At 67.9% G+C, this 20,016-nt stretch carries 19 protein-coding genes; 12 read left to right on the top strand and 7 right to left on the bottom strand.

Going from position 1 to position 20,016, the window contains the following annotated elements; all coding sequences use genetic code 11:
* Window positions 1–58: 58 nt before the first annotated feature.
* Window positions 59–1,219 (top strand): carbohydrate porin, encoded by a 1,161-nt coding sequence (locus MF610_RS11940; protein ID WP_242196783.1) that lies wholly within the window; start codon window positions 59–61, stop codon window positions 1,217–1,219.
* Window positions 1,220–1,223: 4 nt separating this feature from the next.
* Here MF610_RS11940 and MF610_RS11935 read toward each other — a convergent pair whose 3' ends face one another.
* Entirely contained in the window at window positions 1,224–2,270 is a 1,047-nt protein-coding gene (locus tag MF610_RS11935; RefSeq protein ID WP_242196780.1) for a glycosyltransferase family 4 protein, read from the bottom strand.
* Window positions 2,267–3,139, bottom strand: coding sequence for a UDP-2,3-diacylglucosamine diphosphatase (locus tag MF610_RS11930; protein ID WP_242196777.1), 873 nt, complete (start codon window positions 3,137–3,139; stop codon window positions 2,267–2,269). Before MF610_RS11930 ends, MF610_RS11935 begins: the two co-directional genes overlap by 4 nt.
* Before the next feature lie 268 nt (window positions 3,140–3,407).
* Between MF610_RS11930 and MF610_RS11925 the strand changes: the two genes are divergently transcribed.
* The 6 genes from MF610_RS11925 (at window position 3,408) to MF610_RS11900 (ending at window position 6,440) form a co-directional block, all read left to right on the top strand.
* Window positions 3,408–4,094, top strand: coding sequence for a class I SAM-dependent methyltransferase (locus MF610_RS11925; RefSeq protein WP_242196774.1), 687 nt, complete (start codon window positions 3,408–3,410; stop codon window positions 4,092–4,094).
* Between the two features lie 29 nt (window positions 4,095–4,123).
* On the top strand, window positions 4,124–4,735 hold the full coding sequence (locus MF610_RS11920) for a hypothetical protein (RefSeq protein WP_242196771.1): 612 nt from the start codon (window positions 4,124–4,126) through the stop codon (window positions 4,733–4,735).
* Window positions 4,736–5,298: 563 nt separating this feature from the next.
* Complete coding sequence (locus tag MF610_RS11915) at window positions 5,299–5,502, top strand: hypothetical protein (RefSeq protein WP_242196769.1); 204 nt, start codon at window positions 5,299–5,301, stop codon at window positions 5,500–5,502.
* Window positions 5,503–5,521: 19 nt separating this feature from the next.
* On the top strand, window positions 5,522–5,716 hold the full coding sequence (locus MF610_RS11910; RefSeq protein WP_242196766.1) for a hypothetical protein: 195 nt from the start codon (window positions 5,522–5,524) through the stop codon (window positions 5,714–5,716).
* A gap of 195 nt (window positions 5,717–5,911) precedes the next feature.
* Window positions 5,912–6,157 (top strand): type II toxin-antitoxin system ParD family antitoxin, encoded by a 246-nt coding sequence (locus tag MF610_RS11905; protein ID WP_242196763.1) that lies wholly within the window; start codon window positions 5,912–5,914, stop codon window positions 6,155–6,157.
* Window positions 6,150–6,440 (top strand): type II toxin-antitoxin system RelE/ParE family toxin, encoded by a 291-nt coding sequence (locus MF610_RS11900; RefSeq protein WP_242196760.1) that lies wholly within the window; start codon window positions 6,150–6,152, stop codon window positions 6,438–6,440. Before MF610_RS11905 ends, MF610_RS11900 begins: the two co-directional genes overlap by 8 nt.
* Window positions 6,441–6,543: 103 nt before the next feature.
* On the opposite strand, the gene MF610_RS11895 is transcribed toward MF610_RS11900, so the two are convergent.
* Window positions 6,544–8,196, bottom strand: a complete 1,653-nt coding sequence (locus MF610_RS11895; RefSeq protein ID WP_242196757.1) for an aminotransferase class III-fold pyridoxal phosphate-dependent enzyme — start codon at window positions 8,194–8,196, stop codon at window positions 6,544–6,546.
* A 35-nt stretch (window positions 8,197–8,231) separates the two neighbouring features.
* Between MF610_RS11895 and asd the strand changes: the two genes are divergently transcribed.
* From asd to MF610_RS11875, 4 genes are all read left to right on the top strand, one after another.
* The gene (asd, locus tag MF610_RS11890) at window positions 8,232–9,143 is read left to right on the top strand and encodes an archaetidylserine decarboxylase (protein WP_242196755.1); all 912 of its coding nucleotides are present in this window, start codon (window positions 8,232–8,234) and stop codon (window positions 9,141–9,143) included.
* A 99-nt stretch (window positions 9,144–9,242) separates the two neighbouring features.
* On the top strand, window positions 9,243–10,067 hold the full coding sequence (locus MF610_RS11885) for an amidohydrolase family protein (protein ID WP_242196752.1): 825 nt from the start codon (window positions 9,243–9,245) through the stop codon (window positions 10,065–10,067).
* Between the two features lie 85 nt (window positions 10,068–10,152).
* A complete protein-coding gene (locus MF610_RS11880) occupies window positions 10,153–12,027 on the top strand; it encodes a M61 family metallopeptidase (RefSeq protein ID WP_242196749.1) in 1,875 nt (624 codons plus the stop codon).
* A gap of 5 nt (window positions 12,028–12,032) precedes the next feature.
* A complete protein-coding gene (locus MF610_RS11875) occupies window positions 12,033–12,920 on the top strand; it encodes an ROK family protein (protein ID WP_242196746.1) in 888 nt (295 codons plus the stop codon).
* A 171-nt stretch (window positions 12,921–13,091) separates the two neighbouring features.
* Here the strand turns inward: MF610_RS11875 and MF610_RS11870 are convergent, their stop codons facing one another.
* The 4 genes from MF610_RS11870 to MF610_RS11855 form a co-directional block, all read right to left on the bottom strand.
* Window positions 13,092–13,424, bottom strand: coding sequence for a hypothetical protein (locus MF610_RS11870; protein ID WP_242196743.1), 333 nt, complete (start codon window positions 13,422–13,424; stop codon window positions 13,092–13,094).
* A gap of 125 nt (window positions 13,425–13,549) precedes the next feature.
* Complete coding sequence (locus MF610_RS11865; RefSeq protein WP_242196740.1) at window positions 13,550–14,275, bottom strand: GDSL-type esterase/lipase family protein; 726 nt, start codon at window positions 14,273–14,275, stop codon at window positions 13,550–13,552.
* Complete coding sequence (locus MF610_RS11860; protein WP_242196737.1) at window positions 14,272–15,771, bottom strand: carboxylesterase/lipase family protein; 1,500 nt, start codon at window positions 15,769–15,771, stop codon at window positions 14,272–14,274. Before MF610_RS11860 ends, MF610_RS11865 begins: the two co-directional genes overlap by 4 nt.
* Window positions 15,772–15,973: 202 nt before the next feature.
* The gene (locus MF610_RS11855) at window positions 15,974–18,484 is read right to left on the bottom strand and encodes a glycoside hydrolase family 3 protein (RefSeq protein ID WP_242196735.1); all 2,511 of its coding nucleotides are present in this window, start codon (window positions 18,482–18,484) and stop codon (window positions 15,974–15,976) included.
* A 229-nt stretch (window positions 18,485–18,713) separates the two neighbouring features.
* On the opposite strand from MF610_RS11855, the gene MF610_RS11850 reads away from it, so the two are divergent.
* On the top strand, window positions 18,714–19,913 hold the full coding sequence (locus tag MF610_RS11850; RefSeq protein ID WP_242196731.1) for an ROK family transcriptional regulator: 1,200 nt from the start codon (window positions 18,714–18,716) through the stop codon (window positions 19,911–19,913).
* Window positions 19,914–20,016: the final 103 nt, after the last annotated feature.

Below are 20,016 nucleotides of genomic sequence, written 5' to 3'. Positions count from 1 at the left end.
TGCCCCCCGGGGGCGGGGGGCAGCCGCAGCACGACAGCATGGCAGGGGGAGAGGAGCGATGATTCGACGGTGGATCATGGGTAGCGCGATCGGCCTGATGGCCGGAATGGCGCCGGCCCATGCACAAGAGGAAGCGGCCGGCCCGGTCAGCCTCGACTTCGTCTACAAGGGCGATGTGATCGGGATAGCGGCGGGCGACGATGCGCGCGGCGTGCGTTATCTCGACAATATCGATGTGCTGGCCGCCATCGACCTCGACCGCGTGGTCGGCTGGCAGGGGGGCAGCGCCTTTGCCAGCCTGCTCAGCAACACTGGCGGGCGGCCCAACGATCTGGCCGGCACGTTGCAGGGCGTCGACAATATCGAGGTCGCGGGGGCCGACCTGCTGCTCTATCAGGCATGGGTGCAGCAGAGCTTTGCCGGCGACCGGGTTTCGATCCTGATCGGCAAATACGACCTCAACAGCGAATTCTACGCCAGCGATGCGGCGTCGCACCTGATCGCGCCCGCGTTCGGGATCGGGTCGGAACTGTCGGCGACCGGCCCCAACGGTCCGTCGATCTTTCCGCGCACCGACCTGGCCGTTCGGCTGCGCGCCGGGGACGAGCGCAACTATGTGCAGGCAGCGGCGATCCGTGCGCCGCGCGGCACCGCCGATACCGGCGAGCGGCGATCGACGCTGTTCGTCGGCGAAGCGGGCTGGCAGGGGCCGGTCACGCTGGCGATCGGCGGCTGGGCCTATAGCCACCGCCAGCCGCGGATCGTGCCGCCGGGCGTTTCGACCGGCGCCGGCGACGCCGCTTCGCACGGTGTCTATGCGATGGTCGAGGGGACGATCGCGGGACGGGCGGATGCACCGGGCCATTGGCGCGGGTTCTGCCGGATCGGCCTGTCCGACGGGCGCACCACGCCGTTCGCGGGCGGGTTCCAGGTCGGGGTGACCGGACAGGGCATCGTCGGCGGACGGCCCGAAAGCCGGCTGTCGCTGGGCATCGCCAGCGCCGACCTCAGCACCCCCTATCGCCGCGCCAATCCGGCGGGGGAACCGCCGCTGACCGGATCGGAGGGCATGGTCGAGCTGACCTATAGCGACCAGATATTGCCGTTCCTGACGCTGCAGCCCGATGCGCAATATATCCGCCGCCCCGGCGGCCTGCGCGATGCCGGGGATGCGGTGGTGGTCGGGCTGCGCGCGATCCTGGCGTGGAAGGCGCTATAGGGCGTCAGGCGGCGGCGGTCTGCTCCAGCCCGGCATCGACGAGGTTGCCGACGAACTGATCGGTGCAGTGCGACCAGCAATAGGCGGTGCCGGCACGGACGCAGGCGTCGCGATCGGCGGTCAGCGCGAGGGTGACCGCCGCCGCCAGATCGTCGTCGACCGCACCGATCCGCGCGTTCCCGCCGCCCATCCCGTCCAGCCCGATGATGTCGAGCGGTCCGGGCACCGGATAGCCCGCGACCGGCGTGCCGCAGGCCAGCGCCTCGATCATCACCAGCCCGAAGGTGTCGGTGCGGCTGGGAAAGACCAGCACGTCGGCGGCGCGATAGGCGGCGGCGAGGCCCGCGCCCTGCTTCAGCCCGACGAAGCGGGCGAGCGGATAACGCTGTTCGAGGTCCGCGCGCGCCGGACCGTCGCCGACCAGCAGCTTGGTGCCCGGCGTATCGAGCGCCAGAAACGCCTCGATATTCTTTTCGACTGCGATCCGGCCGACATGGAGCAGGATCGGCCGCGGCAGCGTGGCGACGTCGAGCCGCGCGCCATCGGGCTGGAACAGCGACAGGTCGACCCCGCGCGACCAGCGCCGGGTATGGCCGATGCCGTGGTCGCCGAGCGACGCCGCGACGCGGGTGGTAGCGGTCATCACTCCGCTGGCCGCGGCATGGAAGCGGCGCAGGAACGGCCAGAACAGCCCGGCGGGCAGATGGGTACGCATCGCCAGATAATCGGCGAAATTGGTGTGGAACGACGTGGTGAAGCGCGCACCCTGTCGCCGACACCACGCCCGCGCCGCCCAGCCGAGCGGTCCTTCGGTGGCGATATGGATCGCGTCGGGCCGGAACGCCGCGATGCGCCGGCCGAGTTCGGGACCGCAGCCCAGTGCCAGCCGGATTTCCGGATAACCGGGACAGGGCCGGGTGGCGAAGCCGTCGGGGGTGAAGGCTTCGACCACATGGCCGCGTTGTTGCAGGCGGCCGATCGTCGTCTGCAGCGTGCGGACGACGCCGTTGACCTGCGGACTCCACGCATCGCTGACGATTGCGATCCTCACGCGGTGGCGACCGCCCGACCGGGGGCATCGGCCCTGCCCGCCGCCTTCGCCAGTTCCCGCTCCCAGGTCTCGGCGCGCCAGTCGATCAGCGACATGGCACCGGCATGATCCTCGACCAGTGCGGTGCAGCTTTCGACCCAGTCGCCGTCGTTATAGTACATGATGTCGCCAATCCGGCGGATTTCGGCGGTGTGGATATGGCCGCAGACCACGCCGTCGACCCCGTGTTCGGCGGCGGCATGGGCGACCGTTTCCTCGAACCGGCCGATGAAGTTGACCGCGTTCTTGACCCGGTGCTTGGCATAGGCCGACAGCGACCAATAGGGCAGGCCGAGCTTGCGCCGCGCGAAGTTCCACACGCTGTTGGCCTTCAGCAGCGCGGTGTAGGCATGGTCGCCGAGGAAGGCGAGCCACTTGGCATAGAGCACCACGCCGTCGAACTTGTCGCCGTGCAGCACCAGCAGGCGGCGACCGTCGGCGGTTTCGTGGATATCCTCCTCAACCATCTCGACCCCGCCGAATTCGAGGCCGACATAGTCGCGGAACGCCTCGTCATGGTTGCCGGGGATGTAGATGACGCGGGTGCCGCGGCGGGCGAACTTGAGGATCGAGCGGATGACGTCGTTATGGCTCGACGGCCAGTACCAGCCGCGGCGGATCGCCCACCCGTCGACGATGTCGCCGACGAGGTACAGCGTCTCGCATTCGAACGAATGGAGGAAGTCGACCAGTGCGCTTGCGCTGCATCCGGTGGTGCCGAGATGGACGTCGGAGATGAAGACGGTGCGGTACGACTTCTTGCGCCCTTCCGCCTGATAGCTTTTCGGATCGTTGATCCAGTCCGGTATCTTGCGGGCCAGCGACTTCATCGTCGACTGCGGTGATTTTTCATGATCGGTCCGGGATAAAAAGGCCGTCGTCATCGTTACCCTCCGGAATTTAGGATCGGATATCCGTCCTTACTGCTGTCCGGTCATTTAGCGGCCTCACGCGACAATAGTATTTCGCGGATGTGACGGCCGCTCTCATCAAACTGAAACCTTTCCGCCATGCGCATGACATTGTGGTGTCATCGAACCGCGTCACCCTAGTCCGCCAGACAAGCCCGACACGGCGCTGGACAAGGAAACTCTCGGATTGGCTCAGGAACTGAACCGCGTCGGCGTGGCGAGCGCCTATGATCGCTGGGCGCCCATCTATGACCTGGTGTTCGGCCCGGTGTTCCGCCGCGGGCGACGCGCGGCGATCGACGCGGCCGAGACGGTCGGCGGCCGCATCCTGGAGGTCGGCGTCGGCACCGGCATCTCTCTGCCACACTACCGCGCCGAAAGCCGGATCACCGGCATCGATATTGCCGACCAGATGCTCGACAAGGCACGCGACCGGGTGAAGCGGTTGCGGCTGGATCATGTCGAGCGGATCGCGATCGGCGATGCCGAGGCGCTGGATTTCGACGACGCGTCGTTCGACGTGGTCGTCGCGCAATATGTCGTGTCGGCGGTGCCGCATCCCGACCGGGCCTTGAGCGAGTTCCTGCGCGTGGTGCGGCCCGGCGGCATGATCGTGATCGCGACCCGGCTGGGCGCGGAAGCGGGCATGCGTGCCAAGATCGAGCGCGCGCTGATGCCGATCACCAGTCGCCTTGGCTGGCGCACCGATTTTCCGTGGTCGATCTATGGCGACTGGGCGGCGCGCAACCCGCAGGCGCAGCTGGTCGAGCGCCGGCCGCTACCGCCGCTCGGCCATTTCTCGCTGGTGTGCTTCCGCCGGTCCGCGGCGGCGCAGGACAATCATCCGACGCCCGCATTGGGCGCGACTGCCTGAAAACCCACTTTTCATCAAAGGCTTGAACGATGCCCGGATTCAAGGAAGCGTTGCAGGAACAGCGGTGGGACGATCATCGCTATTACCACCACAGCATCATCAACCAGGCGCTGCACTTCGTCAGCGCGACGACGTTCCTGATCGCCTATGTCGTGGTGTGGATCGATCCGGCGGTGGCGAGCCTGCTCGGCTGGCTGGTGGCGATGACCGCGCGGCAATCGGGGCATTTCTTCTTCGAACCCAAGACGTACGACCATGTGAACCAGGCGACGCACGAGCATAAGGAAGAGATCAAGGTCGGGTACAATCTGTTCCGCAAGGTCGTCTTCATGGCGCTGTGGGCGGCGATGCCGATCCCGTTGCTGCTCGATCCGACGTTCTTCGGCATTTTCGAACCGCATGTCGGCTTCGTCGGGTTCCTGCGGCATCTCGCGCTGCTGTGGCTGGCGTTCGCGGTCGGGGGTCTGCTGTTCCGGGTGATCCAGTTGTTCATCCAGCGCGACGTGATGACCGGGATCGTGTGGGCGACCAAGATCGTGACCGATCCGTTCAACGACTTCATCCTGTACCGCAAGGCGCCGGTGCAGCTGTTGAAGGGCGCGCGGATCGATACGGATTTGCAGGAAGCGGCGCGGCACTAAGCGCCGGGCAAGGGGATAGCGCAGCTATCCCGAGCCGCACAAGGCGCGCTAGGCCGGCGGCGCGAACAGTGCCGTCCGACGAGCGTCGAGGTGCGGACTGCCCCGCAGTCCGCAGGTCGTGCCGGGGGCACGATCGACCTCGACACGGGCTCTGCCCGTGGCGGGCCGGAACGCCCACCATGTGGTCGAAGTTCACGAAGTTCACACTCGCGACCGGTTTGCACAATTGCGAGCCGGTCGCATTGCGTTGCGGACGAGACGATCGACGAAGAGAAAGAGCGGGCGCGAGGTTGGCAGGGCCTTGCAGTGTAGGAAAGCGGATTTGGCCAGCCGCGCAGCTCATTCCGCCCCTGCAACATTAACCGCGCCGACACCTGTTATCCCGGCGGCACCCACCCCATATACGATCCGGTCCCGCCGAACCCGGTTGGCCCTGCTACCGGCGCCGGCTGGTCGACCTTTTCGCGTGGCCCGGCCGGTCCGCATGCTCGAACGATGAATGGATTGGCATGCAGGACGATTGGCGACGGGGCAGCGCGACTGCGGTAACGACTTCGCGCGCGATGAATGTGCGCATTGCACAGGCCGATGTGGAGGCGCTGTGCCGCAAGCATGGCGCATCGATCAGCGCGATCGAGACGCTGCATTCGGGCGGCACGCATGTCGTGTTGAAGAACGGCGACGCCGCCGACACGATGCGCAAGGCATTCGGCAAGAAGCTGATCGCCGGCACGGTCGTGCGGACGCCCTGGGTGCGCAACGGCTGACCCGGCAGGCGACACCTCGATGACCCGCGACACCCCGGCCTTGACCCGTGCGCTCGAACTGGCCGCGACGGGCGACTTCATCTCGGTGAACCATATCCGGCAGGCGCTACGCCGCGAGGGCTATACCGCCCTCGCGCTGGAGCTGTCCGGCCATCAGGCGAATCGTGCGATTATCGAGGCGTTGCACACGGTGGCCGACGCACGGCGGGGGTAAGGATAGCGCAAGCCATTCCCGAGCGATGCTGCGTGCCTTGCCGATGCCTGTCACCAAAGTTCATACTCGAGACAGGTTGCTGGGATGATCGGCGGGCCCGCGGCTGGCAGCGCGTGGCGATGCAGGAAGGCGATTTGGTTTCAACGCAGTCATGCACTAAACTGCACCGATAATATGATGCGGTTGGAGATCGACATGGCGGTGGTGCGCAAGACCATAACCCTGACCGAGCAACAAAATGCGTGGATCGGCGCGCAGATTGCGGCAGGTCATTACACCAACGACAGCGAGGCGATCCGCGACCTGATCCGCCGCGAGCAGGAACGAGGACAAGCCGTCGAACGCCTGCGCGCCGCGCTGATCGAGGGCGAGGATAGCGGTGCGCCCGAACCGTTCGACTTCGCCGCATTCAAGGAGCGCAAAGCCGCGCAGCATGGCTGAGGTCCGGCTGACGCCGGCAGCACGAGGCGATCTGGACGCGATATTCGATCACAGTGTCGCGGCATGGGGTTTGCCGCGGGCAATGGCCTATGCCGATCGGATCGAAGCCGCGTTTCGTGCATCTGCCGACGCACCGATGCAGGCTGCCAGTTGCGACCATATCCGGTCCGGATATCGACGACGGTCGGTCGGGCAGCATGTGATCTTCTTCCGACCGACCGATTATGGGATCGCAGTCGTACGAATATTGCATCGTCGCATGGATCATATCCGTCATTTGTAGCTGGCGATCCGGCTGGCTTGCGCCGGGGTCGCACATTCTAACCGCGCGAAGAGGAAGCGGGACCCCGGATCAAGTCCGTGGTGACGAAAATGGCTTTTCGCTCTCACCCCCGCCCCAGCCGGCGCGACAGGGTTTCCTTCAGCACCTGTCGTCGCAGCATCTTGTTGGTGGTGTCGGGTGCGGTCCACCACCAACCGTCTGCCTGACACGCCTGCGCCGCCTTCACGAACCGACGCACCACCTCCGCAAACGACGCATCGTCATAGTTCAGGCTGAAGATCAGGCGGCCGGTGCCGACCCAGCTGAGCGCCAGCCCTTCCGCGCGCGCATAATATTGCAGCATCCAGTTGTAGCGTGACGGTACGGCATAGGTGATCGTCCACACCGTCTGCATCCCCGCCGCACGGACCGGCAGGTCGGCAGCGGCCATGGCGGCGTTGAACTGGTCGAGGCGGGCGTCCCAGCGGGCGTCGACACCCTCGTACATCGCCTGCACTTCAGGCGAATCAAGCCGTTCGAGGAACACGTCCATCGCCCCCATCACATACGGATGCGCGTTGAAGGTGCCGCGGGCAAAGCAGATATCGGCGGGCTGTTCGGGGCGGAAACGTCGCATCAGGTCCGCGCGGCCGCAGACGACGCCGATGGGGAGGCCGCCGCCCAGCGTCTTGCCATAGGTGACCATGTCGGGCTGGACGCCGAACGCTTCCGCCATGCCGCCGCGCGCAAGGCGGAAGCCCATGAAGACCTCGTCGAAGATCAGGACGATGCCGGCCTTGCTGCACACCTCGCGCAGGCGCACCAGCCAGTCGTGATAGGCGGCCCGGTCGAGGTGCGCGCTGCGGCTGCTGTCGATCAGCGTGCCGTCGGACGGGGCGCCCTTGTTGGGGTGCATCGCCTGCAACGGGTTGACCAGCACGCAGGCGATATCCTTGCGCGTGGCCAGCACCTGCAGCGTCCGGTCGGACAGTTCGGACAGCGTCAGCGTGTTGTCGGCCGGGGTCGGGTTGCCGATGCCCGGCTGCACATCGCCCCACCAGCCATGATAGGCCCCGGCAAAGCGCACCACGCGGCGGCGGCCGGTATGGTAACGCGCGAGGCGCACCGCCTGCATCACCGCTTCGGTGCCGGACATGTGGAACGACACCTCGTCCATGCCGCTGATCGCCTTCAACCGATCGACATTGGCGGTGATGACCGGGTGGTAGCTGCCGAGGACCGGGCCGAGTTCGGCAACGCGGGCGGCGCCTTGCGCGATACAATCCTTGTAGAAATCATGGCCGAACAGGTTGACGCCGTAGGAGCCGGCAAGGTCGTAGAAGACGTTACCGTCGAGGTCGGTGACGGTGACGCCCGACGACGATTGGTAGAAGGCGCCGGTAGCGAGGTGTTCGCGGACCTTCGCGCTGAACTGGAACGGTACGCGGTAGCGGCCGGTGAATTGCAGGTCGGACAGTCCTTCGCGCAGGTCCTTCGTCGCGGCGACGGTCTTGGGGAAGCGCTCTGCGTAGAGCGCGGACAGGCGGTCGAAGCCGGCGCGACGCTGCGCGGCGACCGCGGCCGGTGCATCATCGGCGGCGAAGAAGCGGGCATCGTCATAGTCGTAGAAGGCGATCTGACGCGCGATCCGCTGGCCCCAGCGGACATGGCCGGTCAGCGAGCCATGCTTGGCACGGCTGAGCCGAAGGCGGGCGCGGCCCTTGGTGGCGGCAAGACCGGCGACGCCGGCGGCGAATGCGAGGGCGAGAGGCATCATGACTGACGCGAATATGACCCGATAAGGAAATATTGATGACGGCCATGGACCGCACCGCCCCCTCGCCCGCTCCCTCCCGCCTCAACCGCGCCATCGCGAGGCTGACCGAACTCGAATCGCTGAACTATGCCGCGACCAACTGGCTGCCGCGCCGGACATGCACGCGCGCGATGGGGTGGTTCAGCAAGGTCGAGCAGCCGCTGGTCGCCAAGGCGTCGATCGCGGTGTGGCGGACCTTTTGCGACGTCGACCTGTCCGATGCGGCGGAGACGCGCTGGCCGTCGATGCATGCGTGCTTCATCCGCCGGTTGCGGCCGGGCGCGCGGACGTTCCGGGCACAGGCCCATCAGGTGGCGGCGCCGTCCGACGGGATCATCGTCGCCAGCGGGGCGATCACCGGCGATTCGATCGTGCAGGCCAAGGGGAAACGCTATTCGATCGCCGAACTGACCGGGGGCGAGGGTGAGGCGTATCTGGGCGGGAGCTTCGTTACGCTGCGGCTGACCGCGGGGATGTATCACCGCTTCCATGCGCCACAGGACGGGCGGGTCGACCGGGTGCGCTATTTTCCGGGCGACTGTTTCAACGTCAATCCGCCGGCACTGAAGCGGGTCGACCGGCTCTATTGCCGCAACGAGCGGGCGACGGTGCGGATGCGATTGGCGGACGGGACGCCGATGCTGCTGGTGCCGGTGGCGGCGATATTGGTGGCGGCGATCCGGCTGACGTTCCTCGACACGGTCAAGCTGCTGCGCGAGCGGGCGGAGCCGATCGCGACGTGCGACGTGCCGCTGACGCAGGGCGCGGAGATGGGGTGGTTCGAACATGGATCGACCATCGTCCTGCTGCTGCCCGCGCCGTTCGTGGTGGCGGACGGGGTCATGACCGGCGACCGGGTGCGGGCGGGCGACGTGCTGTTCGAACGGGTGGTGGTGGAAGAGATTTAGGGAAACGACCTTCGTCACTCCGGGCTTGACCCGGGATGACGAGGAGGGTTGCGTTGCGCCCCTGCCCCGCGCCACTCTGCCGGCGATGAGGGGGACGGGATGACGGATATCGTCGACGCGCATCTGCATGTGTGGCGGATCGATGCGGCGTTTCATGGCTGGCCGGCGGCGGGCGATGGCGGCTTGTATCGCAGCCACAGCCTGGGCGATGCACGCGCGGCGATGGGCAACGCGCCGGTCGGGCGGGTGGTGCTGGTGCAGGCGCAGACCGACGATCGCGAAACCGACTGGTTGCTGGAACTGGCGGAGGATGATCCGTGGGTCGCGGGGGTGGTCGGCTGGGTCGCGCTGAACACGCCGACCGCCCCGGCGCGGATCGCGGCGCTGGTGAGGCGGCGCAAGCTGTTGGGATTGCGACCGATGCTGCAGGCGATTCCGGACAGCGACTGGCTGCTGCGGGACGATGTGGCGCGGGGCGTCACGGCGATGGTCGCGGGCGGGCTGCGGTTCGATGCGCTGGTGCAGCCGCGGCATCTGGCCATGCTGGCGACGTTCGCGGATCGCCGGCCCGACCTGCCGATCGTGATCGACCATGCCGCCAAGCCGGTACCGCCGGGCGATGCCGACTGGGCGGCCGGAATGGCGGCGCTGGCCGGGCAGAAGAACGTGTGGTGCAAGCTGTCCGGGCTGCGCACCGAACAGGCGGCAGGGGACGATCCGGCGGCGTTGGCGGGGGTGGTCGAACGGGTGCTGGGGTGGTTCGGCGACCGGGTGATGTGGGGTAGCGACTGGCCGGTGCTGTCTGCGGCGGGGGATGACTATGGCGACTGGCTGGCGACGACGCGGGCGTTGACCGGTGGGTTGTCGGAAGCGGAATGGGCGCGGTTGATGGGGGGTGCGGCGAAGGAATTCTACGGGATATAGCCGCCGCCAACCGTACCCCCACCCTGCCCTTTCCCAACGCCCCGAACGCCCGCTACAAGCACCGGCAACTCGAAGGGGAATTGCCATGGTTCGTTCGCTGGTCGCCGCGTTGCTCGGCTCATGTCTTGCCCTGCCCGCGCTAGCGCAGACCGCGCCCGCCCCCGTGACCGTTGCCGCCCCGCAGCGCGATCCGGGTGCGAGCGCCCGGGTGCGCTATGACGTGTCGTTCCCGCAGGCGAGGCATCATCGCGCGCGGATCGCCGCGACCTGGAGCGGGGTGCCCGCCGGCCCGTTGCGCGTGCAGATGTCGCGGTCGTCACCGGGGCGTTATGCAATCCACGAATTCGCCAAGAACGTCTATGACGTCAGCGCGACCGACGGCGCGGGGCGGCCGCTGAAGCTGACGCGGACCGATCCCTATGGCTGGAGCGTCGACGGGCATGACGGGACGGTCAACGTCACCTACACGCTGTATGGCGACCGGGGGGACGGCACCTATGCGCAGATCGACGCGACCCATGCGCATCTGAACATGCCCGCGACGTTCCTGTGGGCGACCGGATACGACGCGCAGCCGATTCGGGTGCGGTTCCAGAGCCCCGACCCGACATGGAAGGTCGCGACGCAGCTGCCCGCCGCCGATACGCCCGGCACCTATTGGGCGCCGAACCTGCAATATTTCATGGACAGCCCGACCGAGCTGTCGAACCACATGGTCCGCGAATGGCAGGAAGGCGGCAAGACCTTCCGCCTCGCGCTGCATCACGACGGCACCGCCGCCGACATGGACCGCTTCACCGAAAAGGCGAAGAAGGTGGTGGCGGAGGAGATCAAAATCTTCGGCGCACCCGCCCCTTACGATTTCGGCACCTATACCTTCATCGCCGATTACCGCCCGTCGATCGCGGGGGACGGGATGGAGCATCGCAACTCGACGATCATCACCGATCGCCGGTCGCTGGCCGAGGCCAAGGACGACCAGCTCGGCACGCTGGCGCACGAGTTCTTCCACAGCTGGAACGTCGAGCGGCTGCGCCCGCGCGAGCTGGAGCCGTTCGACTTCACCCGTGCGAACCCGACGCCGTCACTGTGGCTGGCCGAGGGGTTCACCAGCTATTACGGGCCGCTGGCGATCCGTCGCGCAGGGCTGGCATCGGTCGACGACTATCTGGGCGAAATGGGTGCGATGGTGAACGGGGTGGTGAACAGCCCGGCGCGGATCGCGACACGAATCAACGCATCGCCGCAGGAGATGAGTCTCCGCGCACCATTCGTCGATGCGGCGACCGCGATCGATCCGGTCGAGCCGAACATCTTCGTGTCCTATTATCCGTATGGCGCGGTGATCGGCCTGTCGCTCGACCTGCAGCTGCGGCAGCGGTTTCCGGGCAAGACGCTGGACGATTACATGCGGCTGTTGTGGCAGACGCATGGCGCGACCGAGCGGGCCTATGCTCCCGCCGACCTGCGCGTCGCGCTGGCGACGCTGACCGGGGACAAGGCGTTTGCCGACCAGTTCTTCGACCGGTCGATCGAGGGCAGCTTCCTGCCCGACTTCGCCCCGCTGCTCGATCAGGCCGGGCTGGTGCTGCGCGCGGCGGCTCCGGGCAAGGGCTGGGTCGGGCGGGCGACTGCGACGCAGGACGAGGGTGGCGTCGCGCTGGCACTGTCGCCGGCGCAGAACACGCCGCTGTTCGCCGCTGGCGTCGATCGCGGCGATGTGATCCGGTCGATCGGCGGGCAGCCGGTCACGACGGTCGCCGGATGGGATGCGGCGGTCGCGGCGCTGAAACCCGGTACGCCGGTCGAGCTGCGCTATCGCCAGCGCGGGATCGAGCGGACGGCGACACTGACCCCGGCGGCCGATCCGACGCTGGAGATCGTGCGGGGCGAGACGGTCGGGCGCGCGCCGACTGCCGCACAGCGGAGCTTCCGCGCGAATTGGCTGGGCGCGGAGTAAGCGCCATGCGGTTGTGCGCCGATGTCGGCGGGTCGTTCATCGATATCGCCGCGTTCGGCAGCGATGCGCAGATCCGCTGGCGCCGCAAGACGCCGACGCCGGTCGGCGACTGGGCGGCGTTCGTCGCGGTGTTCGCCGATGCGGTGCAGGCGGCGCCGACCGATACGCTGTCGATCGCGACCGCGGGGCTGGTCGACCCGATCGGCGGGACCGTCACCAGCGCCAACATCCCGTGCATCGACGGACGGCCGCTGGCGCGCGACCTGAGCGACGCGCTGAACCTGCCGGTGCGGGTGGTGAACGATGCCGATGCGTTCGTGCTGGCCGAAGCGGCGCTGGGGGCGGCGCAGGGGCATGACCGGGTGTTCGGCATCATTCTGGGCACCGGGGTCGGCGGCGGACTGGTCGAGCGCGGGCGGATCGTCAGCGGTACCGGCGGGATCGGCGGCGAATGGGGCCATGGGCAGGTGGTGCATGGCAGCCCCAGGGCGCCGGGTGCGGTGCCGGTGTTCGCCTGCGGATGCGGGCGGCACGGGTGTCTCGACACGATCGGCAGCGCGCGCGGGATCGAGCGGCTGCACGGCTTCCTGCACGGCGAGGCGGTCGACAGCATCGCAATCACGCGCGCGGCCGATGCCGGCGAAGCGCGGGCGCGGGCGACGGTCGAGTATTATTGCGACCTGGTCGGTGGGCCGCTCGCCATGCTGTTGCACGCGACGTCGGCGACGATCGTGCCGGTCGGCGGCGGGCTGGCCAATGCCAGCGGGCTGATCGCCACACTGGACGCGCGGGTGCGCGCGAACCTGCTCACCCCAGTCACGACGCCGGTGGTCGTGGCCGGACGGCTGGGCGACGAAGCGGGGTTGATCGGGGCGTTCGTCGCGGGGGGTTAGCCGTCGCCCTCACCCTTCCCACCCGGCTGCGCCGGGCGGGCCCAGCAGCGGGTCGGCCGTGCCCCCGGCATGGCCTGAACAGCATGGGATGCTGTTCACCCGCTGCTCCTCTCCCGGCGGGAGAGGGAGGGAGAGGCGAAGCCGCGGAAGGGTGAGGGTGCGGGAAGTGCCTTACCGCCGATAGCCCGGGCGACCGTTACGGTCGTTCTTGTCGACGCGGACCTTGTACGACAGCGCGTTGAAGCGGCGGTCGAGGTCGCGGCGTTCCTGCATCGACAGGCCGTTCGAGCGGCGATAGCGCTGTTCGAGCTGGGCGATCTGGCGGAATTCACCGCGCAGGTTGACCGCCTCGCGCCGGCTGAGCGACCCGTTGCGGATGCCCTGGTCGATGCGGCGTTCAATCTGCGCCTGGCGCTGGTTGATCGACTGCCACGGCTGGGCGGCGGCGGGCAGCGCGGTCATGGCGACGCCGAGACCGGCGAGCATCAATGCAAACTTCTTCATCCCTCTTCTCCTCTTTCGAACCACCAGGGTCGACAGCGAAAATGGCGAACGCGTGTCGCAGACGTTTGTCGCAAACCGATGGAAATTGTGCCGAATTGTCGCGGGTCGGACGGGTTCGTTCAGCTTCAGACCGGCAGGCCCTTGGCGCGCAGCACCGGGGTCAGCGCCGTTTCCATCGCGGCATAGCCCGGCGCCTGCGGATGCAGGCCGTCATTGGTGTACTCGGGCCGCATCGCGCCGTCGGGCGTCGCCAGCACCGGGGTATAGTCGACATAGGCCGCGCCTTGGTGCCCCGCATAGTCGCGCAGCCAGCGGTTGAGCGCGCGGACCGGCTCGACGGTGGCGAGGTCGGGTTGCCACGGGATGCCGGCGGTCGGCGGCACACTGCCCAGCAGCACGCCGATGCCCGCGGCGCGCGCCAGCATCGTCATCATGGCGAAATTGTCCTGCGTCTGCGCCAACGTCATCGGCCCGGTATTGCCGGCGATGTCGTTGATCCCGCCCATGATGTGGACGAATTTCGGGCGGTGGGCGATAACGTCGGCCATCATGCGCAGCACCATCTGCGGCGTGGTCTGCCCGCCGATCCCGCGACAGACCCGGCCGGGGCGGAAATAGTCGGGGCGCTTGCCCTGCCACCCCTCGGTAATCGAATCGCCCATGAAGACGATGTCGGTCGCGACGCCGGACTTGGCGAGCGCGGCGTTGTCGGCGGCATAGCGGCCGAGCCACGGCCAGTCGGTCTGCAACTGGCGCTGGTGCCGGGCATCGCGGACCTCTGACACCAGCTTGCACCCGCCGAGCAGCGGGACCGCGGCGGCGAGCGCGAGGACGGTGCGGCGGGCGGTCACAGCGCGCCCTGCAGCTTGCAGATTTCCGGGCGAATGTCGCCGTCGCGCGGGGTGGCGCCGCGCGCGTCGAACAGGATGTTGGCGGGCTTGCCCTTGGCGCTGCGCGCCCATGCCGGGCGGCCGTCGCCATTGGGATCGCCGGTGGTGGCGAAGGCGACCCAATAATCCTGCATCGACACCGGCCCGACCCGGCGGTCGTTGAAAATATAGTCGATCTCTGCCGCATGGGTCGTCTGCCCCGCGCCGCCGCCCCGCGCCATGTCGAACTCGTAGCGCCAGACCGGCCAGTTGCGGTTGGCGAGCAGGTTGGCGAGCGCACCGGCGGGGCAGCGGAAGGTCGCGTCGGTCGCGATCTGCTGGTCGCGGGTGCCGAGGCGCGGCTGCGGCAGCGGGTCGGCATCGTCGAGCCGGTAATAGGTCCGCGCGCCATCGGCATTGGCGCCGAACGACAGGTCGACGAACCCGTCACGCGCCGGGCGGCCGCCGGGCAGGTCGAGTTCGAGGACGTTGCTGCCAAGGATCACCGGCCGCTTGGGCGCAGTGACGAACAGCCGGTCGGGCGTGTCGGGCAGCACCGCGCCATCGATCGTGGTGCGCAGATAGAGATAATCGTCGGCGGTCAGCTTGGCATCGTGGAGCTTCAGGTCGGCCGCGAGCAGCGCGGCAGGCGATGCGGTGCGCAAGGGTGCGCTGCCGCGGGTGCCGAGCAGCACGTCGAGCTGGTCGCCGATGCGGAACGCTTCCTTGAGCGGACGCCATGGCAGACCGAAGCCGGGAGTGCCCGATTCCATCGCCGCCTTCGCGAACAGCCCGCGCGCCAAGGGGGATGCGAGCAGCAGCGAGACGTCCTGCGACCCGGCACTCTCCCCGGCGATGGTGACGTTGTCGGGATCGCCGCCGAACTTGGCAATGTTGTCGCGGACCCAGCGCAGCGCGGCGATCTGGTCCATCAGTCCGTAATTGCCGCTCTTGCCATCGGCCTCCGCCGCCAGCGCGCGATGGGGCAGGAAGCCGAAGATGCCGAGGCGATACTGGACCGCGACGACAACCACGCCGCGCTTGCCGATCGACGACAGCGCCATGTCGCCCGCCGAGCCGGCCCGGTTGCTGCCGCCGTGAATCCACACGATCACCGGGCGCTTGCCGGTCAATGCCGGCGTAGCGACGTCGAGCGTCAGGCAGTCCTCGCTGGCAAAGACATGGTCGGCGCGGTTCCAGCCATAATCGTTCTGGAGACACGCGGGCGCACGGGCGGTCGTGGTGCGGATGCCGGTCCATTCGACCACCGGCTGCGGTTCGCGCCAGCGGTTGGCGCCAAGCGGCGGCGCGGCGAAGGGGATGCCGCGGAACACGGTACGGTCGGGATCGATGCGACCCTCGACGATGCCGCCGGAGACGGACACGCGGGGGGGCGTAGGAGCGGTGGGGGTGGTGGCTTCCTGTGCGGTGGCAGAGGTTGCCGTGGCCAGCAGGATAGATGCCCAGATTGCCTTCATCGCCGTGCCCCTGTGTGTTGCCGTCGGTGTCCTACGGGGAGAGGCGAAGGGATGCCACGCAAAATCAATCCTCCCCATATCATGGGGAGGGGGACCGCCGCGCAGCGGTGGTGGAGGGGCAGAGCCGCAAACGCCTTGCTCGTGGCCTTGCCCCTCCACCATCCTGCGGATGGTCCCCCTCCCCACCCTGTGGGGAGGACCTTTAGCGCGCGCAGTTGACCTTTACGTCCGCCGTCGTGCCCAGCGCCACCCGCGCGACGCTGACCGTCATCGTGCCTTCGGTCGAGAGGATGAACGGCGAGTCGACCTTGCCCATGTTCGCATTGCCGCCAAAGCATTTGAGCGGCACGCCCAGCGTCTTCCACTGACCCGCAGGCAGGTTTTCCATGCGGCCGAGCGCCACCTGCCCACCGCCGGGGCCGCTGCGCAGCGACAAAGTGACCGGCTTGGTCGGGGCGGCGTCGACGCGCATCGTCGACAGCAGCATGACGTCGCCATTGGTCTGGCGCGTCAGGTCGACCGGCGACTGGGTGCTGAGCGCGATCTGCGCCGGGCCGCTGCCGTCGAGGGCGAAGCGCCGCGCGCCTTCCTGTACGCCGTAATCGGTCGCGGTGACCTTCACCCGGCCACCGCCCGACTGCGCGGGAACGGTGGTGACGCGGGTGTTGCCGCCGGTGCCGGCGCCGCCGACTTCCAGCGACCACGCCGTCGCGGGCATCCCCTTGTCCATGAACACGTCGCCGGCATCGGCTTCGGCGACCTTGGCATCCTCCGACAGTGCGGGCACCGTCGTCCGGCTGGCACCGGTCAGGCCGTAACCGAGCGGGAACTGGGTCGGCCCGGTCGCATCGGCCGTCGCCGGCCATGCGAAGGACAGAGTCCCGGTGAAGTCGCGCTTCGCCTTGCCGCTGCGGTCCTTGAGCAGCACATCGGCGACGCCGGCGCCTTCCGACCCCGGCAGCCATGCGACGACGAACGCGTCGGCGGCGTTGATCGCGGCGTTCACGAACAGCGGTCGACCGGTCAGCATGACCGCGACTACGGGAATCCCCTGCGCCTTCAGCTTCTTCATGGTTTCCATGGGCTTACGCAGTTCGGGGCGGAGTTGCAGCGTCTTGATGTCGCCCTGGAACTCGGCATAGGGCGTTTCGCCGAACACGACGATCGCCGCATCGGGCTTGGCACCGGTGAAGCTGCCATCGGCCGACAGTTGGGTCGAACCGCCCGCCGCCTTCGCCGCGGCTTCCAGCCCCTGGTAGATCGACGTCGCGCCGGGGAAATATTTCGGGTCGATGCCCGTCCCCTGCCACGTCAGCGTCCAGCCGCCCGACTGGCGCGCGACGTCGTTCGCGCCGTCCCCGGCGACCAGCACCCGCGCGCCGGCCTTGATCGGCAGCAGCGAACCGTTGTTCTTGAGCAGCACCAGCGACTTCGCCACCGCTTCGCGCGCGATCGCGCGGTGTTCGGGGCTGCCGAGCAGGTCGAACTTGCCCGACAGCGGACGCGACGACGGCTTGCCCGCCTCGAACAGCCCGGCGCGCAGTTTTACGCGCAGGATGTTCGATACCGCGTCGTCAAGGCGGCTCATCGGCACTTCGCCCGACTTGACCTGACGCACGAGGTTTTCCCAGATCGGCTTCCAGCTGTCGGGCGCCATATACATGTCGAGCCCGGCGTTGATCGCGCGCGAACAGCTGGCGTTGGTGCAGCCGGCAACCTGGCCGTGGGCGTTCCAGTCGCTGACGATGAACCCGCCGAACCCCATGCGCTTTTTCAGCACATCGGTCAGCAGCCCCTTGTGCCCGGTGATCTTTTCGCCGTTCCAGCTCGAAAAGCTGGCCATGACCGTCTGCACCCCGGCGTTGATCGCCGAGACATAGGGCGTGCCGTGGATGTCGCGCAGCTGGGTTTCCGAAATCTTCGCGTCGCCCTGATCCTGCCCGCCGAAGGTGCCGCCATCGGCGAGGAAATGCTTGGTCGAGGCGAGGACGTAGGGTCCTTTCAGCTGGTTGGTGGAGCCCGGCGCACCCTGTAGCCCCTCGATGAACTGTGTGACGTAGCTGGCGACGAGCTTCGGGTCGGACGAATAGCCTTCGTACGCACGGCCCCAGCGCAGGTCCTGCGGCACGGTGATCGTCGGCGCGAACGTCCATTCGATGCCGGTCGCACGGATTTCGGCCGCGGTCGCCTGCGCGATCTTCCGCATCAGCGCCGGGTCGTGCATCGCGCCCAAGCCAACATTGTGCGGGAACAGCGTCGCGCCGACGATGTTGCTGTGGCCATGGACCGCATCGGTGCCCCAGATCACGGGGATACCGACCCCGCCGCCGCTCTTGTCGACCGATGCCGCATAGAATTTGTCGGCGAGCTTGAGCCATTCGGCCGCGGGCGCGAATTCGTCGTTGTTGGGCGCCGAATTGCCGCCGTTCAGCACCGAGCCGAGGTGATAGCGCTTCACGTCTTCGGGCGTCAGGCTGGCGATATCCCCCTGCACCACCTGTCCGACCTTTTCCTCCAGCGTCATCCGCTTGAGCAGGTCGGCGATGCGTGCCTCGATCGCCGGGTCGGCCTTGTACGGCCAATTCGCCTGCGGCCAGAGTTCGGGATGCGCGGTCGCGGCGGGGGCCGGCGCGGGCACCGTCTGCGCCACGGCGGGAAATGCCGTCGCGCCGATCAACGCAGTGCACAGCAGGAACGTCGTAACCGGTTTCATCGCATCGCTCTCCCCATCGCGTGCCCCACGACGCGCGCTTCTTTATGCCCCGTTCGGCAAATCCGACAGCGTTGTCAACGTGCTAATCGCGGTTTTCGAAATCATGTTTGCGATTGAACCGCGGGGGTCGCTGGTCCACGCTGTTGTCGGACAAACTGACGGCATCCAGCGCCGCACCGGGAGATACCATCTTGCCCCCCATATTCCCCGTCGCCATTTGGGGCCACGCGTGACCGACGACCGCGCGCCGATCCGCCTGTCGGGCACCAACCTCGAACGGGCGGCGGATCATAACCAGCGGGTAACGCTGCACGCGATCCGCGTGTCGGGATCGCTGACCCGGATCGACCTGGCCAACATCACCGGCCTGACCCCGCCGGCGATCGCCAACATCACCCGCCGCCTGCTGAGCGAAGGGCTGGTGCAGGAAGCGGGACAGCGGCGTGGCGGGCGCGGGCAGCCGCCGACCAAGCTGATCGTCAATCCGGCCGCCTGCTACGCGATCGGCATCAACATCGATCGCGACCATGTGACGATCGTGCTGGTCGATTTCGCCGGACAGACGCTGGCCCGCGCCAGCCGCGAGGTCGATTTCGCGATGCCCGACGACGTCGCCGCCTTCTACCGATCGGCGGTCGAGGGACTGATCGCCGAGGCCGCGATCGAGCCCAAGCGCATCGTCGGCATCGGCGTCGCCCGCCCCGACGATCTGGGCACCGTCGACCTGCCCGGCCGGCCCGAAGCCTATACGGTGTGGGAAACCGCCGACATGACCGCGCTGTTCAGCGAACCGCTGGGCCTGCCGGTGTTCGTCGAGAACGACGCGGCGGCAGCGGCGATGGGCGAATTGCAGCTGGGGCACGGCCAGCATCATGCCAGCTTCTTCTACATCCTGATCTCGTCCGCGCTGGGTGGCGGGCTGGTCCTCGACGGCAGCTATTATCGCGGGGCGCAGGGGCGCTCGGGCGAGCTGGGCTTCCTGCTCGGCAATGACGGGCGCGGCGGGCAGACGCAGATCCAGCATACGGTGTCGCTGTCGGGCCTGTCGCACCCGTTGCGCGATGCGGGCTTTACCCTGGCCGACATGCTGGGCGGGCGCGCCGACGATCCGGCGCTGCTGGCGGTGGTCGATGCGTGGATCGATGCGTCGGTCGAACGGCTGGTCGAGCCGCTGACCGCGATCAACTGCCTGATCAATCCGGCGGCGATCTTCGTCGGCGGGCGGTTGCCCGGCGGGCATGTCGACACGCTGGCCGAGCGGCTGAACCAGCGGATGCAGGCGGCGGCGGCGAACATCCCGGCGCTGGCGTCGGTGCGCCGTGCGATGCTGGCGGAGGACGCCCCGGCGGTGGGCGCGGCGATCCTGCCGTTCAGCCATTTCCTGTTGCCCAGCGCCACCGCGCTGTGGAAGGCCGAAGAGGTCGCTTGACGGGTCAGCCCTTTGGTGGGCGGCCGATATGGGGCGCGGGCGGAACGCATCCGGTCTTGAACGCGGCGACGAGCGCCAGTGCGAACCGGCCGCCACACGAGGG

Source organism: Sphingomonas hankookensis, from assembly GCF_022664465.1.
GTDB classification, from domain to species: domain Bacteria; phylum Pseudomonadota; class Alphaproteobacteria; order Sphingomonadales; family Sphingomonadaceae; genus Sphingomonas; species Sphingomonas hankookensis.
This window is presented reverse-complemented; position numbering and strand designations above follow the sequence as displayed.

Coding starts and splice junctions, on each gene's coding strand:
- MF610_RS11940 (WP_242196783.1), top strand. CDS start 59: ATGATTCGACGGTGGATCATGGGTAGCGCGATCGGCCTGATGGCCGGA.
- MF610_RS11930 (WP_242196777.1), bottom strand. CDS start 3,139: ATGAAGTCGCTGGCCCGCAAGATACCGGACTGGATCAACGATCCGAAA.
- MF610_RS11920 (WP_242196771.1), top strand. CDS start 4,124: ATGCCCGGATTCAAGGAAGCGTTGCAGGAACAGCGGTGGGACGATCAT.
- MF610_RS11915 (WP_242196769.1), top strand. CDS start 5,299: ATGAATGTGCGCATTGCACAGGCCGATGTGGAGGCGCTGTGCCGCAAG.
- MF610_RS11910 (WP_242196766.1), top strand. CDS start 5,522: ATGACCCGCGACACCCCGGCCTTGACCCGTGCGCTCGAACTGGCCGCG.
- MF610_RS11905 (WP_242196763.1), top strand. CDS start 5,912: ATGGCGGTGGTGCGCAAGACCATAACCCTGACCGAGCAACAAAATGCG.
- MF610_RS11900 (WP_242196760.1), top strand. CDS start 6,150: ATGGCTGAGGTCCGGCTGACGCCGGCAGCACGAGGCGATCTGGACGCG.
- MF610_RS11895 (WP_242196757.1), bottom strand. CDS start 8,196: ATGATGCCTCTCGCCCTCGCATTCGCCGCCGGCGTCGCCGGTCTTGCC.
- asd (WP_242196755.1), top strand. CDS start 8,232: ATGACGGCCATGGACCGCACCGCCCCCTCGCCCGCTCCCTCCCGCCTC.
- MF610_RS11885 (WP_242196752.1), top strand. CDS start 9,243: ATGACGGATATCGTCGACGCGCATCTGCATGTGTGGCGGATCGATGCG.
- MF610_RS11880 (WP_242196749.1), top strand. CDS start 10,153: ATGGTTCGTTCGCTGGTCGCCGCGTTGCTCGGCTCATGTCTTGCCCTG.
- MF610_RS11875 (WP_242196746.1), top strand. CDS start 12,033: ATGCGGTTGTGCGCCGATGTCGGCGGGTCGTTCATCGATATCGCCGCG.
- MF610_RS11870 (WP_242196743.1), bottom strand. CDS start 13,424: ATGAAGAAGTTTGCATTGATGCTCGCCGGTCTCGGCGTCGCCATGACC.
- MF610_RS11860 (WP_242196737.1), bottom strand. CDS start 15,771: ATGAAGGCAATCTGGGCATCTATCCTGCTGGCCACGGCAACCTCTGCC.
- MF610_RS11855 (WP_242196735.1), bottom strand. CDS start 18,484: ATGAAACCGGTTACGACGTTCCTGCTGTGCACTGCGTTGATCGGCGCG.